At 64.4% G+C, this 17133-nt stretch carries 14 protein-coding genes and 1 tRNA gene; 14 read left to right on the top strand and 1 reads right to left on the bottom strand.

Annotated elements, in window-relative coordinates:
* The 10 genes from AC0N04_RS18175 to rpoC all read left to right on the top strand — a co-directional run.
* Positions 1-125 (top strand): EF-Tu C-terminal domain-related protein (locus AC0N04_RS18175; protein ID WP_074987834.1); only part of this gene is annotated, 125 nt, incomplete at its 5' end.
* Positions 126-144: 19 nt separating this feature from the next.
* Positions 145-220: transfer RNA gene (locus tag AC0N04_RS18170), tRNA-Trp, on the top strand.
* Positions 221-423: 203 nt separating this feature from the next.
* Positions 424-810, top strand: coding sequence for a preprotein translocase subunit SecE (gene secE / locus AC0N04_RS18165; protein ID WP_474283979.1), 387 nt, complete (start codon positions 424-426; stop codon positions 808-810).
* A gap of 31 nt (positions 811-841) precedes the next feature.
* Positions 842-1426, top strand: a complete 585-nt coding sequence (gene nusG, locus AC0N04_RS18160) for a transcription termination/antitermination protein NusG (RefSeq protein ID WP_474283977.1) — start codon at positions 842-844, stop codon at positions 1424-1426.
* 165 nt (positions 1427-1591) lie between these two features.
* The gene (gene rplK, locus AC0N04_RS18155) at positions 1592-2023 is read left to right on the top strand and encodes a 50S ribosomal protein L11 (RefSeq protein ID WP_474283975.1); all 432 of its coding nucleotides are present in this window, start codon (positions 1592-1594) and stop codon (positions 2021-2023) included.
* A 1-nt stretch (position 2024) separates the two neighbouring features.
* Complete coding sequence (gene rplA / locus AC0N04_RS18150; protein ID WP_474283973.1) at positions 2025-2735, top strand: 50S ribosomal protein L1; 711 nt, start codon at positions 2025-2027, stop codon at positions 2733-2735.
* 310 nt (positions 2736-3045) lie between these two features.
* Complete coding sequence (gene rplJ, locus AC0N04_RS18145; protein WP_474283971.1) at positions 3046-3579, top strand: 50S ribosomal protein L10; 534 nt, start codon at positions 3046-3048, stop codon at positions 3577-3579.
* A gap of 47 nt (positions 3580-3626) precedes the next feature.
* On the top strand, positions 3627-4004 hold the full coding sequence (rplL, locus tag AC0N04_RS18140; RefSeq protein ID WP_474283969.1) for a 50S ribosomal protein L7/L12: 378 nt from the start codon (positions 3627-3629) through the stop codon (positions 4002-4004).
* Positions 4005-4330: 326 nt separating this feature from the next.
* Positions 4331-8452: a DNA-directed RNA polymerase subunit beta gene (rpoB, locus tag AC0N04_RS18135; RefSeq protein WP_474283967.1), complete on the top strand. Its 4122-nt coding sequence runs from the start codon at positions 4331-4333 to the stop codon at positions 8450-8452.
* A gap of 104 nt (positions 8453-8556) precedes the next feature.
* The gene (gene rpoC / locus AC0N04_RS18130) at positions 8557-12801 is read left to right on the top strand and encodes a DNA-directed RNA polymerase subunit beta' (protein ID WP_474283965.1); all 4245 of its coding nucleotides are present in this window, start codon (positions 8557-8559) and stop codon (positions 12799-12801) included.
* 79 nt (positions 12802-12880) lie between these two features.
* Here rpoC and AC0N04_RS18125 read toward each other — a convergent pair whose 3' ends face one another.
* Entirely contained in the window at positions 12881-13351 is a 471-nt protein-coding gene (locus AC0N04_RS18125) for a PIN domain-containing protein (RefSeq protein ID WP_474283963.1), read from the bottom strand.
* A 258-nt stretch (positions 13352-13609) separates the two neighbouring features.
* Between AC0N04_RS18125 and rpsL the strand changes: the two genes are divergently transcribed.
* The 4 genes from rpsL to AC0N04_RS18105 all read left to right on the top strand — a co-directional run.
* Positions 13610-13987 carry a 30S ribosomal protein S12 gene (rpsL, locus tag AC0N04_RS18120; RefSeq protein WP_474283961.1) on the top strand — a complete coding sequence of 126 codons (378 nt, stop codon included), beginning with the start codon at positions 13610-13612 and terminating at the stop codon, positions 13985-13987.
* Positions 13988-14154: 167 nt separating this feature from the next.
* Positions 14155-14625, top strand: a complete 471-nt coding sequence (rpsG, locus tag AC0N04_RS18115; RefSeq protein ID WP_474283959.1) for a 30S ribosomal protein S7 — start codon at positions 14155-14157, stop codon at positions 14623-14625.
* 68 nt (positions 14626-14693) lie between these two features.
* Entirely contained in the window at positions 14694-16796 is a 2103-nt protein-coding gene (gene fusA / locus AC0N04_RS18110; RefSeq protein ID WP_474283957.1) for an elongation factor G, read from the top strand.
* Between the two features lie 212 nt (positions 16797-17008).
* The coding region (locus AC0N04_RS18105; protein ID WP_310644664.1) for a GTP-binding protein at positions 17009-17133 on the top strand (125 nt) is incomplete at its 3' end.

Raw genomic sequence — 17133 nt, 5'->3', positions numbered from 1 at the left:
GCGACAACGTCAGCATCACCGTCAAGCTGATCGCCCCGATCGCGATGGAAGAAGGCCTGCGCTTCGCCATCCGTGAGGGTGGCCGCACCGTCGGCGCCGGCGTCGTCGCCAAGATCATCGAGTAATTCCAGGAGTCAAGGCCACAGGGGTATAGCTCAATTGGCAGAGCGTCGGTCTCCAAAACCGAAGGTTGTAGGTTCGATTCCTACTGCCCCTGCCAACCGAGGGATCTGAGCCCAAAGGTCCTGACTCTCGGTTGGAGCAGACGTCGGCCGATCGGGTCGACACCCCAGGCCCCAGCAAGGCAGCCCGCAGGCAAAACAGCCCGGCGGGCTTTCCTGCTGTTGAGGGTCCGGCGAAGAGAGAAGTGTCAAGCGTTGTGCCGCCGGGGCGAAAGCCGACCGCGGGTTCGAAGTGAAAACCATGTCCACCTCCCCTCAAATCGAAACCGTCTCGACCGGCGCAGAGAAGACCAAGCTGGCCGCGGCAGCGGTGCTGCTGGTGGGTTCGGTCGTGGCCTTCTACCTGCTGAACCAACAGGATATGTGGCTGCGCGTGGGGGCCCTGCTGGTGGGCTTGGGCGTGGCCGTTGCGGTCTACTTCACTTCCGACAGCGGGCACCGGCTGACGGCCTATGGCCGCGAATCGGTGCGCGAAGTCAAGAAGGTGGTCTGGCCGACCCGCAAGGAGGCCGGGCAGATGACGGGCTATGTGTTTGTCTTCGTCATCGCGATGGCCCTGTTCCTGTGGTTGACCGACAAGACCCTGGAGTGGGTCCTGTACGACCTGATCCTGGGCTGGAAGCGCTGATCTCAGTGCACAACACATAAGGCATCAGACCATGAGCGAATCCGTCGCCACCGACAACACTGCCGGCGCCTCAGCCGCCCCGAACGGCCTGCGCTGGTATGTGGTCCATGCCTACTCGGGCATGGAAAAGGCCGTTGAACGCAACATCCGTGAGCGCATCGAGCGGGCCGGCATGCACGACAAGTTCGGCCGCATCCTGGTGCCTACCGAGGAAGTGGTCGAACTGAAGAACGGCAAGAAATCGGTCACCGAGCGCCGTTTCTTCCCGGGTTACGTGCTGGTCGAAATGCTGATGGACGACGAATCCTGGCACCTGGTCAAGCACACCAGCAAGGTCACCGGCTTCGTCGGCGGCGCGCGCAATCGTCCGGCGCCGATCTCGGAAGCCGAGGTGATGAAGATCGTCAACCAGATGCAGGAAGGCATCGAGAAGCCGCGGCCCAAGGTCGAGTGGGAGGTGGGCGAACTGGTGCGCGTCAAGGAAGGCCCGTTCACCGACTTCAACGGCGCGGTCGAGGAAGTCAATTACGAGAAGTCCAAGGTCAAGGTCTCAGTCACGATCTTCGGTCGTGCGACGGGCGTCGAACTCGATTTCTCGCAGGTTGAGAAAGTCTGACGACCTGAGTCGTCAGATTTTTCGCCGAGGCTGCAGGCCGAGGCAAAAGGTCAGAGCAGTCAGCAGCGTATCCGACCCGGCGCCGCTGATGAAGTTCGAAACGGGTCGTTGACGAGGAGCCGAGGCCGCGCGAGCAGCCGGAGCGTCTGAACTCGAGGAGCCATCATGGCAAAGAAGATCGTCGGCTTTATCAAGCTGCAAATTCCGGCCGGCAAGGCCAACCCGTCGCCGCCCGTCGGCCCGGCACTGGGCCAGCGCGGCCTGAACATCATGGAGTTCTGCAAGGCGTTCAACGCCCAGACCTCGGCGATGGAACCCGGCCTGATGCTGCCGGTGGTGATCACGGCTTTCGCTGACAAGTCGTTCACCTTCGTGCTGAAGTCGCCGCCGGCGACCGTGCTGATCAAGAAGGCCATCGGTCTGGCCAAGGGCTCGGACAAAGCGCACCTGAACAAGGTCGGCAAGATCACCCGCGCCCAGTTGGAAGACATCGCCAAGATCAAGCAGAAGGACCTGACGGCGGCCGACATGGACGCTGCCGTGAAGACCATCGCCGGCTCGGCCCGCTCGATGGGCGTCATTGTGGAGGGTGTGTGACATGGCAAAGCTGACCAAGAAGGCCAAGGCCCTGCAGGGCAAGGTCGACAGCCTGAAGCTGTATCCGATCGCCGACGCGCTGGCGCTGGTGAAGAGCTGCGCCACCGCCAAGTTCGATGAGTCCATCGACGTGGCCGTGCAGTTGGGCATCGACCCGAAAAAATCCGATCAAGTGGTGCGCGGCGCCGTCGTGTTGCCCAACGGCACCGGCAAGACCAAGCGCGTCGCGGTGTTCGCGCAGGGCGCCAAGGCCGATGAGGCCCGTGCCGCCGGCGCCGACGTCGTCGGCATGGAAGACCTGGCCGAGCAGGTCAAGGCCGGCAACATCAACTTCGACGTGGTGATCGCCTCGCCGGACACGATGCGCGTGGTCGGTACCCTGGGCCAGATCCTGGGCCCGCGCGGCCTGATGCCGAACCCGAAGGTTGGCACCGTGACGCCCGATGTGGCGACCGCGGTGAAGAACGCCAAGGCGGGTCAGGTGCAATTCCGCGTCGACAAGGGCGGCATCATCCACGGCACCATCGGCCGTCGCTCGTTCGACGACGACAAGCTCACGGGCAACCTGGCCGCGCTGCTGGACGCGCTGAACAAGGCCAAGCCGGCATCGAGCAAGGGGGTGTATCTGCGCAAGGTGGCGGTCTCGTCCACCATGGGCGTGGGCGCCCGCGTGGAAATCGCCTCGGTCACCGCAGGCGCTGCCGCCGCCTGAGCGAGCTTCGAGCATATGGGGTTGGCGCGGCCGTCTTGACGCGCCGACCCTTGAATTGGTGGGTCGCCGGCCATGAAAGTGGTCGGCGGGCCATCCAAGACCGCTGGTGAGGCAGGCGTTCAGGCGCCCGCGTCTTAATCCATCCCACGGGGCCCGCCCCGTGGGAGCCGCCAGCGCAGATGGCGTCCCCGCCGTGAAGAAATGCGATTCCAGTGATGGGAACCGTTTTCGGACACGGCAAGGTCGCTGAAACCCGGTGTGTCCGGATGGGTCGAGAGGCTCGGAAGGCACGTTTTGTGAGGAGTAGACCTTGAGTCTCAACCGCAACGAAAAGGCGGCCGTGGTCGAGGAAGTGGCAGCGCAAGTTGCCAAGTCCCAGACCCTGGCTTTGGCCGAATACCGTGGCCTCACCGTCGAGAACTTGAACAAGCTGCGCGTCGACGCGCGGTCCAAGGGTGTGTACCTTCACGTCGTGAAGAACACCCTGGCCCGTCGTGCTGTCGCCGGCACCCCGTTCGAGGTCGCGTCGGAGAGCATGGTCGGCCCGCTGATCTATGGTTTTTCCGAAGATGCCGTCGCCGCGGCCAAAGTCATCGCTGACTTTGCCAAGGGCAACGACAAGCTGGTCATCAAGGCCGGCGCCTACGCAGGCAAGGCCCTGGACGCCGATGGCGTCAAGGCCCTGGCATCCGTGCCCAGCAAGGAAGTCTTGCTGTCGCAGGTCGCTGGCTTGCTGATGTCGCCGGTGCAGCGCATGGCCGCCGTGCTGGCCGCGCTGTCCGAGAAGCTGGGTGGTGGTGCCGAGGCTCCGGCCGACGCCGCCGAAGCACCGGCCGCAGCTTGACCGCATCCGTTCTCATTCACTGAATCAACGAAATCGAGGTAACTCAAATGGCATTCGATAAAGACGCCTTCCTGACCGCCCTGGACAGCATGTCCGTCATGGAACTCAATGACCTGGTCAAGGCCATCGAAGAGAAGTTCGGCGTGTCCGCCGCGTCGATGGCTGCTCCGGCTGCCGGCGGTGGCGGCGGCGCTGCTGCTGCGGTCGAAGAGAAGACCGAATTCAACGTCGTGCTGCTCGAAGCCGGCGCCAACAAGGTCGGCGTGATCAAGGCCGTGCGCGAACTGACGGGCCTGGGTCTGAAGGAAGCCAAGGACCTGGTCGACGGCGCTCCGAAGAACGTCAAGGAAGCCGTGCCGAAGGCCGATGCCGAAGCGGCCTGCAAGAAGCTGGTGGAAGCCGGCGCGAAGGCCGAAGTCAAGTAAATCGGCCCCACGCGTGGAGGCTGGGAGCCCGCAAGGGCTTCCGGCCTTTTCTGCTTGGCAGATGGTTTTGAGGGCTTTCGGGCCCTGCGAGACCACCTGGAAAATTCCCGAGTGATAATCGTGGGTTTTCCAAGTGTTCTCTGATCCGACTGCAGAAGAACAGGTTTGGTCGGGCTCCGGTGCAATGCCGGGGTTGTCCGCCAGCGGCTGGTAGTGGCCAGCCACCAAGCTTTCAGGCCGTCCATCGTGGATGTCTGCCTGCATAAGCCAGTCGCCGACGAGGCGCGCGCCGCGGCCCAGCGCGCGCCGTCGATACGGAGTGTCTAATGGCGCAAGCAACCCCCTACAGCTATACCGAGCGCAAGCGGATCCGCAAGAGCTTCGGCAAGCGCGAGAGCGTTCTCAACGTTCCCTACCTGCTGACGATGCAGCGGGAGTCCTACGTCGCCTTCCTCCAAAAGGAAGTGCCGCCGTCCAAGCGCAAGCCCGAGGGTTTGCAGGCGGCCTTCTTGTCCGCGTTCCCGATTGTTTCGCACAACGGGTTCGTGGAGATGAAGTTCATCGAGTTCAACATCGCCCGCCCCGCGTTCGACACGCGCGAATGCCAGCAGCGTGGCCTGACCTACGCCGCCGCGGTGCGCGCGAAGCTGCAGATGATCATCTATGACCGCGAATCGCACCCGGCGAAGCAGGTCAAGGAGATCAAGGAGCAAGAGGTCTACATGGGCGAAGTGCCCCTGATGACCGACTACGGCTCGTTCATCGTCAACGGCACCGAACGCGTCATCGTCAGCCAGTTGCACCGCTCGCCGGGCGTGTTCTTCGAGCACGACAAGGGCAAGACCCACTCCAGCGGCAAGCTGCTGTTCAGTGCCCGCATCATTCCGTACCGCGGTTCGTGGCTGGACTTCGAGTTCGACCCGAAGGACATCCTGTACTTCCGCGTCGACCGTCGCCGCAAGATGCCGGTCACCATCCTGCTGAAGGCCATCGGCCTGAACCCGGAAGCGATCCTGGCGCACTTCTTCGCCAACGACAGCTTCCGCCTGATGGACACCGGTGCGCAGCTGGAATTCGTCGCCGAACGCCTGAAGGGCGAAGTGGCCCGCTTCGACATCACCGACAAGTCGGGTGCGGTCGTGGTCGAAAAGGACAAGCGCATCACCGCGCGCCACGTGCGCCAGCTGGAGCAATCCGGCACCAGCTTCATCTCGGTGCCCGAAGACTTCCTGGTGGGTCGCACGGTCGCCCGCAACATGGTCGACCCGGACACCGGCGAGATCATCGCCAAGGCCAACGATGAGCTGACCGAAGCGCTGCTGAAGAAGCTGCGCCAGGCCGGCATCAAGGATGTCCAGTGCCTGTTCACGAATGAGCTGGACCAGGGTGCCTACATCAGCCAGACCCTGGCGCTCGACGAAACCGCCGACCAGCTGGCCGCGCGCGTCGCCATCTATCGCATGATGCGCCCCGGCGAGCCGCCGACCGAGGACGCGGTCGAAGCGCTGTTCAACCGCCTGTTCTACAGCGCCGACACCTACGACCTGTCGCGGGTCGGCCGCATGAAGTTCAACGCCCGCGTGGGCCGCGATGCGCCCGAGGGGGCGATGACCTTGTCCAACGAGGACATCCTCGACGTGGTCAAGATTCTGGTCGAGCTGCGCAACGGCCGCGGCGAAGTCGACGACATCGACCACCTGGGCAACCGCCGCGTGCGCTGCGTGGGCGAACTGGCCGAAAACCAGTACCGCTCGGGCCTGGCGCGCATCGAGAAGGCCGTCAAGGAGCGCCTGGGTCAGGCCGAGACCGAAGCCCTGATGCCGCACGACCTGATCAACTCCAAGCCGATCTCCGCGGCGCTGAAGGAGTTCTTCGGTGCGTCGCAGCTGTCGCAGTTCATGGACCAGACCAACCCGCTGTCCGAGATCACGCACAAGCGTCGCGTCTCGGCCCTGGGCCCGGGCGGTCTGACCCGCGAGCGCGCCGGCTTCGAGGTGCGCGACGTGCATCCGACGCACTACGGCCGGGTCTGCCCGATCGAGACGCCGGAAGGCCCGAACATCGGCCTGATCAACTCGCTCGCGCTGTACGCGCAGCTCAACGAGTACGGTTTCCTGGAGACGCCTTATCGCCGGGTGGTCGACGGCACGGTGACGATGCAGATCGATTACCTGTCGGCGATCGAGGAAGGCAAGTACGTCATCGCGCAGGCCAACGCCACGCTGGACAAGGCCGGCAAGCTGACCGATGAGCTGGTCTCGGCGCGCGAGAACGGCGAATCGGTGCTGACCTCGCCCGAGCGCATCCAGTACATGGACGTGGCGCCGACGCAGATCGTGTCGGTGGCGGCCTCGCTGGTGCCGTTCCTGGAGCACGACGACGCGAACCGCGCGTTGATGGGCGCCAACATGCAGCGCCAGGCGGTGCCGGTGCTGCGCCCCGAGAAGGCGCTGGTCGGCACCGGGGTCGAGCGCGTCGCTGCGGTCGACTCGGGCACCGTGGTCACAGCGCGCCGTGGCGGCGTGGTCGATTACGTCGACACCAACCGCGTGGTGATTCGCGTCAACGACGACGAGACCGTGGCCGGTGAAGTCGGCGTCGACATCTACAACCTGATCAAGTATCAGCGTTCCAACCAGAACACCAACATCCACCAGCGTGCCATCGTCAAGCGGGGCGACATGGTGGCCTCGGGCGACGTGGTGGCCGACGGCGCCTCGACCGACCTGGGCGAGCTGGCACTGGGCCAGAACATGCTGGTCGCGTTCATGCCTTGGAACGGCTACAACTTCGAAGACTCGATCCTCATCTCCGAACGCGTGGTGGCCGAAGACCGCTACACCTCGATCCACATCGAGGAACTGGTGGTGATGGCCCGCGACACCAAGCTGGGTTCCGAAGAAATCACCCGCGACATCCCGAACCTGAGCGAGCAGCAACTGGCTCGCCTGGACGAGTCGGGCATCGTCTACATCGGCGCCGAAGTGACGCCGGGCGACGTGCTGGTCGGCAAGGTCACGCCCAAGGGCGAGACCACGCTGACGCCGGAAGAAAAGCTGCTGCGCGCGATCTTCGGCGAGAAGGCGTCGGACGTGAAGGACACCTCGCTGCGCGTCGACCAGGGCACCAACGGCACTGTCATCGACGTGCAGGTCTTCACCCGCGAAGGCATCCAGCGCGACAAGCGCGCCCAGCAGATCATCGACGATGAACTCAAGCGTTTCCGCCTGGACCTGAACGACCAGCTGCGCATCGTCGAGGCCGACGCGTTCGACCGGATCGAGAAGCTGCTGGTGGGCCGCGTGGCCAACGGCGGCCCGCAGAAGCTGGCCAAGGGCACCAAGCTCGACAAGGCCTACCTGGCGTCGATCGACAAGTACCACTGGTTCGACGTGCGTCCGGCCGAAGACGAGGTTGCCAACCAACTGGAGTCGATCAAGAACTCGCTCGAGCAGACCCGCCACAGCTTCGACCTCGCGTTCGAAGAGAAGCGCAAGAAGCTCACGCAGGGCGACGAGTTGCCCGCGGGCGTGCTGAAGATGGTCAAGGTCTATCTGGCCGTCAAGCGCCGTCTGCAACCCGGCGACAAGATGGCCGGCCGCCACGGCAACAAGGGCGTGGTGTCCAAGATCACCCCGATCGAGGACATGCCCTACATGGCCGACGGCACCCCGGCCGACATCGTTCTGAATCCGCTGGGCGTGCCCTCGCGGATGAACGTGGGCCAGGTGCTGGAAGTGCACCTGGGCTGGGCCGGCAAGGGCATCGGCCAGCGCATCGGCGACATGCTGCAAAAGCAGGCGGCCGTGGCCGAACTGCGCAAGTTCTTCGACGAGCTGTACAACCAGTCGGGCGGCAAGGCCGAGCGCATCGACGAGTTCTCGGACAAGGAAGTCATCGAGATGGCCCAGGAGTTGACCAAGGGCGTGCCCTTTGCCACGCCGGTCTTCGATGGCGCCAAGGAAGAGGAAATCCGCGCGATGCTGAAGCTGGCGTATCCGGACGACGTGATGGCGCGCAAGGGCCTGACCGAGACCCGCACCCAGGCCTGGCTGCACGACGGCCGCACCGGCGAGCGCTTCGAGCGCCCGACCACGGTGGGCTACATGCACGTGCTGAAGCTGCACCACCTGGTCGACGACAAGATGCACGCCCGCTCGACCGGCCCGTACAGCCTGGTCACCCAGCAGCCGCTGGGCGGCAAGGCCCAGTTCGGCGGTCAGCGCTTCGGCGAGATGGAAGTGTGGGCGCTGGAAGCCTATGGCGCGGCCTACGTGCTGCAGGAAATGCTGACCGTCAAGTCCGACGACGTGAACGGCCGCACCAAGGTGTACGAGAACATCGTCAAGGGCGAACACTCGATCGACGCCGGCATGCCGGAGTCGTTCAACGTGTTGGTCAAGGAAATTCGCTCATTGGGCATCGATATTGAGCTGGAGAAGAACTAAGGGCTTGCGGGACGGGTCCGCCGACGCGCCGAAGGCGCCCGGCGGCCTGGTTCCCGACAGGCCATAGATCTGAACCACCCCAATACCAAACAAGGAGTAAAGCCATGAAAGGCTTGCTGGACCTCTTCAAGCAGTTCACCCCTGACGAGCACTTCGACGCGATCAAGATCGGGCTGGCTTCGCCCGAGAAGATCCGTTCGTGGTCCTTCGGCGAGGTGAAAAAGCCCGAGACGATCAACTACCGCACGTTCAAGCCCGAGCGTGATGGCCTGTTCTGCGCCAAGATCTTCGGCCCGATCAAGGACTACGAGTGCCTGTGCGGCAAGTACAAGCGCCTGAAGCACCGCGGCGTGATCTGCGAAAAGTGCGGCGTCGAGGTCACCCAGACCAAGGTGCGCCGCGAGCGCATGGGTCACATCGACCTGGCGGCGCCCTGCGCCCACATCTGGTTCCTGAAGTCGCTGCCGTCACGTCTGGGCCTGGTGCTCGACATGACGCTGCGCGACATCGAGCGCGTGCTGTACTTCGAAGCCTACGTGGTCGTGGACCCGGGCATGACGCCGCTGAAGAAGTTCTCGATCATGACCGAGGACGACTACGAGGCCAAGCGCGTCGAGTTCGGTGACGAGTTCATCGCGCTGATGGGCGCCGAAGGCATCCAGAAGCTGCTGTCGGAGATGGATCTCGACGTCGAGATCGATCGCCTGCGCAACGACATGACCGGCTCCGAGCTCAAGATCAAGAAGAACTCCAAGCGCCTCAAGGTGATGGAAGCCTTCAAGAAGTCGGGCATCAAGCCGCACTGGATGGTGATGGACGTGCTGCCGGTGCTGCCGCCGGACCTGCGTCCGCTGGTGCCGCTGGACGGTGGCCGCTTCGCCACCTCCGACCTGAACGATCTGTACCGCCGCGTCATCAACCGCAACAACCGCCTGGCGCGGCTGCTGGAGCTGAAGGCGCCCGAGATCATCGTGCGCAACGAAAAGCGCATGCTGCAGGAGGCGGTGGATTCGCTGCTGGACAACGGCCGCCGCGGCAAGGCGATGACGGGCGCCAACAAGCGCGCCCTGAAGTCGCTGGCCGACATGATCAAGGGCAAGAGCGGCCGCTTCCGCCAGAACCTGTTGGGCAAGCGCGTCGACTACTCGGGCCGTTCGGTCATCACCGTGGGTCCGACCCTCAAGCTGCACCAGTGCGGCCTGCCCAAGCTGATGGCCCTCGAATTGTTCAAGCCCTTCATCTTCAGCCGACTGGAGGCCATGGGCATCGCCACCACCATCAAGGCGGCGAAGAAGGAAGTCGAGAGCGGCACGCCGGTGGTCTGGGACATCCTTGAAGAAGTCATCAAGGAACACCCGGTGATGCTGAACCGGGCGCCGACGCTGCACCGCCTGGGCATCCAGGCGTTCGAGCCGGTGCTGATCGAAGGCAAGGCGATCCAGCTGCATCCGCTGGTCTGCGCGGCCTTCAACGCCGACTTCGACGGTGACCAGATGGCCGTCCACGTGCCGCTGTCGATCGAGGCGCAGATGGAAGCCCGCACGCTGATGCTGGCCTCCAACAACGTGCTGTTCCCGGCATCGGGCGAGCCGTCGATCGTGCCGTCGCAGGACGTGGTGCTGGGCCTGTACTACGCCACCCGCGAGCGCATCAATGCCAAGGGCGAAGGCATGGTCTTCTCCGACACCGTCGAGCTCCAGCGCGCGCTGGACAACGGCGCGGTCGAGATCACCGCCAAGATTTCGGTGCGCCTGGTCGAGTGGACCAAGGACGAGAACGGCCAGTTCCAGCCCGAGACCAAGCTGGTCGACACGACCGTCGGTCGCGCGATGCTGTCCGAGATCCTGCCCAAGGGCCTGGCCTTCTCGAACATCAACAAGGCGTTGAAGAAGAAGGAGATCTCGCGCCTGATCAACACCTCGTTCCGCCGCTGCGGATTGAAGGAAACCGTGGTCTTCGCCGACAAGCTGCTGCAGTCGGGCTTCCGCCTGGCCACGCGTGCCGGCATCTCGATCGCGATCGACGACATGCTGGTGCCGCCGCAGAAGCCCGGCCTGATCGAGCGCGCCGAGAAGGAAGTCAAGGAGATCGAGCAGCAGTACGTCTCCGGTCTGGTGACGGCCGGCGAGCGCTACAACAAGGTGGTTGACATCTGGGGCAAGACCGGCGACGAAGTCGGCAAGGTCATGATGTCCCAGCTCTCGAAGCAGAAGGTCATCGACCGCCACGGCAAGGAAGTGGACCAGGAGTCGTTCAACTCCATCTACATGATGGCCGACTCGGGCGCTCGCGGCTCCGCGGCGCAGATCCGGCAGCTGGCCGGCATGCGCGGCCTGATGGCCAAGCCGGACGGCTCGATCATCGAAACCCCGATCACGGCGAACTTCCGTGAAGGCCTGAACGTTCTGCAGTACTTCATCTCCACCCACGGCGCTCGCAAGGGCCTGGCGGACACGGCGCTGAAGACGGCGAACTCGGGCTACCTGACCCGTCGCCTGGTCGACGTGACGCAGGACCTGGTCGTGGTGGAAGACGATTGCGGCACCGAACTCGGCTTCGCGATGCGCGCCCTGGTCGAGGGCGGCGAGGTGATCGAGTCGCTGCGCGACCGGATCCTGGGCCGCGTCACCGCGATCGAGGTGACCCACCCGGAAACCCAGGAAGTGCTGCTGCCGGCGGGCACGATGCTCGACGAGGACAACATGGAGATCCTGGAAGCCGCCGGGGTCGACGAAGTCAAGGTGCGCACCCCGCTGACCTGCGAGACCCGGTTCGGCCTGTGCGCCAAGTGCTACGGCCGCGACCTGGGCCGCGGTGGCCTGGTGAACACCGGCGAGGCGGTGGGCGTGATTGCCGCACAGTCGATCGGCGAGCCGGGCACCCAGCTGACGATGCGGACCTTCCACATCGGCGGTGCGGCGTCCCGTGCCGCGGTGGCTTCCAGCGTGGATGCCAAGTCCGACGGTTTCATCGGCTTCAATCCGACGATGCGCTATGTCACGAACGGCAAGGGCGATCTGGTGGTGATTTCGCGCTCCGGCGAAATCGTCATCTCCGACCAGCACGGCCGCGAGCGCGAGCGCCACAAGGTGCCGTACGGCGCGATCCTGAACGTCAAGGCGGACCAACAGCTCAAGGCTGGCACCGTGCTGGCCAACTGGGACCCGCTGACCCGCCCGATCATCACCGAGTTCGCCGGCAAGGCGCGCTTCGAGAACGTCGAAGAGGGCGTGACCGTGGCCAAGCAGGTCGACGAAGTCACAGGCCTGTCGACGCTGGTCGTGATCGATCCGAAGCGCCGCGGCGCGGCCAAGGTGGTGCGTCCGCAGGTCAAACTGCTGGATGCCGCCGGCCAGGAAGTGAAGATCCCGGGCACCGACCACTCGGTGACGATCGGCTTCCAGGTCGGCGCGCTGATCCAGATCCGCGATGGCCAGGATCTGGCGCCGGGCGAGGTGCTGGCGCGGATTCCGGTCGAAGGCCAGAAGACCCGCGACATCACCGGCGGTCTGCCGCGCGTGGCCGAGCTGTTCGAGGCCCGTTCGCCCAAGGATGTCGGCACCCTGGCCGAAATCACCGGCACGGTGTCGTTCGGCAAGGAAACCAAGGGCAAGGTCCGGCTGCAGATCACCGCACCGGAAACCGGTGGCATCGCTGCCGGCACCAAGGTGCATGAGGAACTGGTGCCCAAGGAGAAGAACATCCTGGTGCACGAAGGCCAGGTGGTCAACCGCGGCGAATTGATCGTCGACGGCGCGGCGGATCCGCAGGACATCCTGCGCCTGCTGGGTGTCGAGGAGCTGGCGCGCTACATCGTCGACGAGGTGCAGGACGTCTATCGCCTGCAGGGCGTGAAGATCAACGACAAGCACATCGAGGTGATCGTCCGCCAGATGCTGCGCCGCGTGCAGATCGTCAATGTGGGCGATTCGACCTACATCGCCGGCGAGCAGGTCGAGCGTTCCGAGCTGTTCAACACCAACGAGAAGCTGCGCGAGGAAGGCAAGATCCCCGCGACCTACGCCGACGTGCTGCTGGGCATCACCAAAGCGTCGTTGTCGACCGATTCGTTCATCTCGGCGGCCTCCTTCCAGGAGACCACCCGCGTGCTCACCGAGGCGGCCATCATGGGTAAGCGCGACGAGTTGCGCGGCCTGAAGGAGAACGTCATCGTCGGCCGTCTGATCCCGGCCGGTACCGGCATGGCCTTCCACCAGGCCCGCAAGGCCAAGGAAGAGATGGACGACACCGAGCGCCGTGCGATCGCCCTGCAGGAGGCCGAGGAACTGGCCTCCGCGCAGCTGGCCAGCCTGGAAGCCCAGTCGGGCCACGAGCCGGCAGCCGAGTGACGAGGCCCCTGCCCTGAGGAAGGGCGGGCCAGAGACGCGAAAGGGCGGCCGCGAGGCCGCCCTTTTTTCGTTCGGCGGGTCACTCGCCTTGCGGTTGCCACTGCCGTGGTGGCAGGATCATCAGGCCGTGGGCGGCCTGGGCGCGCCTTCTCAGCTTCAGCACCGCGCGATCCCGGCTCACCAGCCAGCGGGCTTGGTGCACCCGGGCGAAGTCGATGAACTTCTGGTCGTCCGGGTCGGTGCAGCGCAGCGGTCCGCACGGGGTGGCGATGGGATCGGGTTGCCACAGCACGCGTTCGTCGAACAAGTCCAGCACGCTTTGCGCGGTCGCCCTCGACGCGCCGGGCAACTCACCGCGGCCCAGCACATGAGCCAGTTCCGCGCGCAGGGCATGGCCGGCCACCCATTGCCAGTGTCCGGCCTGTCGCCAGGCCTCCCAAGGGGCGGTGACCGGGTCGTCGAAATACAGCCAGTCCAGCACGGCCTGGGTATCCAGCACCGCCCAGCGGTGATGAGGCGGAGGGTGAGCGCCAACCAGCAGCATGTTCATGGGGCGATTGTCATGGACGCAGTCAGCGGGTCCGCGCCGGGCCATCCGGGCGTGCCTTGCGCTCGCGGGCCGGCGTGAATATAATCATCGGCTTTTCGGCAGATTTTGCCGTGTTGCGTGCTGCGCGCGCGGCGCCTTTGGGTGCACCGCGTGGCCGGGCCCAGCGAGCCTAGCGGGTGAGTAGGCTCGCGGACCTGGGCATTGCCAACACAGCTGCCGGGATTTTCTTAAGTAACTTCAAACGGGAACAAGTTACCCATGCCAACCATCAACCAACTCGTGCGCCAAGGCCGCAAGGTCGAGGTCACGAAGTCCAAGTCGCCTGCGATGCAGAACTGCCCGCAGCGCCGCGGGGTTTGCACCCGCGTCTACACCACGACGCCGAAGAAGCCGAACTCGGCACTTCGCAAGGTCGCCAAGGTGCGCCTGACCAACGGGTTCGAGATCATCTCGTACATCGGCGGCGAAGGCCACAACCTGCAAGAGCACAGCGTCGTGCTCGTGCGCGGCGGCCGGGTCAAGGACTTGCCGGGCGTGCGCTACCACATCGTGCGCGGCTCGCTGGACCTGCAAGGCGTCAAGGACCGCAAGCAATCGCGTTCCAAGTACGGCGCGAAGCGTCCGAAGAAGGCCTGATCGGCCGTCAACGCGTTCAAGTGATCCACTGACGGCCCGCAGGGTTCGAAGGTGTTTTTTGCGGCACGCCATCGGGTTGTGCCGAGTAAGTGAAAGGCCCGCCACAGGTTTGTGGTCTTTCAAGGTGCCGGATGGCCGGCGCCAACTGAAGATGAAGGAAGAGTGAAATGCCACGTCGTCGCGAAGTCCCCAAGCGCGAGATCCTGCCCGATCCGAAGTTCGGATCCGTGGATCTGTCGAAGTTCATGAACGTCGTCATGGAGTCCGGCAAGAAGGCCGTCGCCGAGCGCATCATCTACGGCGCGCTGGAGCAGGTCGAGAAGAAGGCCCAGAAGGATCCGCTGGAAGTCTTCATGGTCGCGCTGAACAATGTGAAGCCGATGGTCGAAGTGAAGTCCCGCCGCGTCGGCGGTGCGAACTACCAAGTTCCCGTGGAAGTTCGCCCCGTGCGCCGGATGGCCCTGGCCATGCGCTGGCTGAAGGAATCGGCCCGCAAGCGCGGCGAGAAGTCGATGGCGGCCCGGCTGGCCAACGAGCTGCTGGAGGCCTCGGAAGGCCGCGGCGGCGCGATGAAGAAGCGCGACGAAGTCCACCGCATGGCCGAAGCCAACAAGGCCTTCTCGCACTTCCGCTTCTGATCCACCGCATCCCCGGCCGCTCAGGGTTCCTACGGATCCCGGGCGGCCCTTCGTATTTGGAGTGAACCATGGCTCGCAAGACCCCCATCGAGCGCTACCGCAACATCGGTATCTCGGCGCACATCGACGCTGGCAAGACCACGACGACCGAGCGCATTCTTTTCTACACCGGCGTGAACCACAAGATCGGTGAAGTGCACGACGGCGCCGCCACGATGGACTGGATGGAGCAGGAGCAGGAGCGTGGCATCACGATCACCTCCGCGGCCACGACCTGCTTCTGGAAGGGCATGGACCTGTCGTTGCCCGAGCACCGCATCAACATCATCGACACCCCCGGGCACGTTGACTTCACGATCGAGGTCGAGCGCTCCATGCGGGTGCTCGACGGTGCGTGCATGGTCTATTGCGCCGTGGGGGGTGTGCAGCCGCAGTCGGAAACCGTCTGGCGCCAGGCCAACAAATACCATGTGCCGCGCCTGGCCTTCGTGAACAAGATGGACCGCACCGGCGCCAACTTCTTCAAGGTCGTCGACCAGATGAAGACGCGCCTGAAGGCCAACCCCGTGCCTATCGTGATTCCGATCGGCGCCGAGGAAAACTTCAAGGGCGTGGTGGACCTGCTCAAGATGAAGGCCATCTTCTGGGACGAGGCGTCCCAGGGCATGAAGTTCAGCTACGAGGAAATTCCGGCTGATCTGGTCGAGCTCGCCCAGGAATGGCGCGAGAAGATGGTGGAAGCCGCGGCCGAAGCCAACGAGGAGTTGATGAACAAGTACCTCGAGACGGGCGACCTGACCGAGGACGAGATCAAGCTCGCCATCCGGACCCGCACCATCGCTGCTGAAATCCAGCCGATGTTCTGCGGAACGGCCTTCAAGAACAAGGGCGTGCAGCGCATGCTGGACGGCGTGATCGACTTCATGCCGTCGCCGGTCGACATCCCGCCGGTGCCGGGCACCGACGACGACGACCAGCCGACGACCCGCCGCGCTGCCGACGACGAGAAGTTCGCCGCGCTGGCCTTCAAGCTGATGACCGACCCGTTCGTCGGCCAGCTGACGTTCGTGCGCGTCTACTCCGGCGTGCTGCAGTCGGGCGCATCGGTCTACAACCCGATTCGCGGCAAGAAGGAGCGCATCGGCCGGATCCTGCAGATGCACGCCAACCAGCGTGAGGAAATCAAGGAAATCCTGGCAGGCGACATCGCGGCCTGCGTGGGCTTGAAGGAAGTGACCACGGGTGAAACCCTGTGCGATCCGGATTCCATCATCACGCTGGAAAAGATGATCTTCCCGGAGCCTGTGATCTCGCAGGCCGTCGAGCCCAAGACCAAGGCCGACCAGGAAAAGATGGGCATCGCGCTGGGCCGTCTGGCCGCGGAAGACCCGTCGTTCCGCGTGCGCACCGACGAAGAATCGGGTCAGACCATCATCTCGGGCATGGGCGAGCTGCACCTGGAAATCATCGTCGACCGCATGAAGCGCGAGTTCAGCGTGGAAGCCAACGTGGGCAAGCCGCAGGTGGCCTACCGCGAAACCATCCGCAAGGGCGTGGCCGACGTCGAAGGCAAGTTCGTGCGCCAGTCCGGCGGCAAGGGCCAGTACGGTCACGTCGTGCTGAAGATCGAGCCGCAGGAGCCGGGCAAGGGCTTCGAGTTCGTCGACGCCATCAAGGGCGGCGTGGTGCCGCGCGAGTTCATTCCCGCGGTCGAGAAGGGCCTGATCGACACGCTGCCCAACGGCGTGCTGGCGGGTTTCCCGGTGGTCGACGTGAAGGTCACGCTGACCTTCGGCTCGTACCACGAAGTGGACTCGAACGAAAACGCGTTCAAGATGGCCGCATCCATCGGTTTCAAGGACGGCATGCGCAAGGCGTCGCCGGTCATCCTCGAGCCGATGATGGCGGTGGAAGTCGAGACGCCGGAAGACTATGCCGGCTCGGTGATGGGCGACCTGTCCAGCCGTCGCGGCATGGTGCAGGGCATGGACGACATGGTCGGTGGTGGCAAGGTCATCAAGGCCGAGGTGCCGCTGTCCGAGATGTTCGGCTACTCGACCACGCTGCGTTCGATGTCGCAAGGTCGCGCCACGTACACGATGGAGTTCAAGCACTACGCCGAAGCTCCGAAGAACGTGGCCGACGCGATCATCACTGCGCGAGCGAAGTAAGGACCACCCCCTACGGCCTGGCGGTCGCCCCCTCGTGGGGGTGCCACTGGCGGACCGGCGAAGCCGGATCCGCGGTGGTCGTCAGGTTGGGGGAGGTGACGAGCATCGGTCTTCGGTGCCCCGCACAACGGGGTTGGCCAGCTGCCCGTGGCAGCCAGTGCTGGAGACCTTAAACCGACACGGGCAACTGTTCTTTCTCTGGAGAATTTGACATGGCAAAAGGCAAGTTTGAACGGACCAAGCCGCACGTGAACGTGGGCACGATTGGACACGTGGACCACGGCAAGACGACGCTGACGGCGGCGATCACGACGATTTTGTCGGCGAAGTTCGGTGG

This window comes from Ideonella sp. sgz306126, assembly GCF_056032705.1.
Note: the sequence above shows the minus strand (reverse complement) of the source record. Positions and strands in the feature narration are given on the sequence as shown.